This is a genomic window from Enterococcus italicus DSM 15952, assembly GCF_000185365.1.
Lineage (GTDB): Bacteria > Bacillota > Bacilli > Lactobacillales > Enterococcaceae > Enterococcus_G > Enterococcus_G italicus.
This window is the reverse complement of record NZ_GL622260.1, coordinates 1-1,225: the sequence shown is the minus strand read 5'-3', so window position 1 is coordinate 1,225 and position 1,225 is coordinate 1. Positions and strand designations below refer to the sequence as shown.

Annotated in this window: 1 protein-coding gene; it reads right to left on the bottom strand. The window is 41.3% G+C overall.

Annotated elements, in window-relative coordinates:
• Positions 1 to 233: 233 nt before the first annotated feature.
• On the bottom strand, positions 234 to 1,225 hold a 992-nt coding region (locus HMPREF9088_RS11125; RefSeq protein ID WP_007209357.1), incomplete at its 5' end, for an IS30 family transposase.

The window sequence follows — 1,225 nt, the reverse complement described above, 5'->3', positions numbered from 1 at the left end:
GCTTAATTGCAATATCAAATGCATAAAAAAATCAAAAAACCTTTATAGACAGCGAATTACTTAATAATCCAGTGTTACCAATGGTTTGGAAGATTGATATCCCCTACAATTTTTTTGGTGGATTGTTGGTGGTTCTGATTCAAAAGAATAGGTTAGTTGGGGCAAGAGAAGAAGCGAAGCGGCTCTTGACTCAATTAATCTATTCTTTTATCCTATGGAATCAACAAAGCACGTTAAGCGGCTTTTAATTTTGCCAGTTCTTCCTGAAGCCGTTCCGCAGGTGTTGCATAGTTCATTATTTTTCTTGGTCTGTTGTTGATTACATCGGTTATTGCATGTAAGCGCGAGTAAGACAAAGGACGCAGCGTGATACCCTTCGGGATAAATTCTCTAAGCATGCGGTTATGTCGTTCGTTCGTGCCTTTTTCCCAAGAAGCATACGCATGGGTAAAGAATACCTGAATATCCGAGAAGTTTTCTTCGATAAGAGATAGCGTGGAAAACTCAGATCCGTTATCCGTGGTTATCGTCTTGAACTGTTCTAGTCCTTGTTTTTTCATTAAATCAAGTACCCCTTTTTGAACCAATGTAGCGCTTTTACCCCAAACTTTTTTTGTGAGAAAATAGCGCGTTTTTCGTTCAACCATCGTGATGATGACGGGTTCATTTTTGGTTTTCTTACCTAAGACTAAATCAACTTCCCAATGTCCAAACGTTTCCCTTGATAGTACTTCTTGAGTACGTTCTTCAATACTACGTCCTAAGTGCTTAGCGTTGCGGCCCTTCGGTTCTGAAATTATTTTCTTTCGTGGTCGCATCCTGGTCTTCATAGGTAAATCAATGTTACGAATTGAGAGTACAGCAGCATTGATCAAAGCATAGACGGTTTTCGTGCATGGCACGCGTTCCTCAGGGTGAGACTTCCTATAGGTGCGTACGAACGTATCCACACTATGAAGCCGTAGGCCATTCTTGGGCACCAGATTTTCTGACAAAGTCGCAAAAAACGCTGCAGAATACTTATGATGATTTCTCGCATGCGAATTTGCGCGATTTTCTTGATAGACTCGTGCTCCTGAGACAGCAATATACTGTTCGTAATAGTTATGCTGATAGTCAAGTTGACGCGTCCTTCCACGTCTCAGTTCACGAGAAACAGTCGATTGACTGACGCCTAATTCACATGCCATTTCAGTCTGTGTGTAGGTGCCACATTTCGCCATTT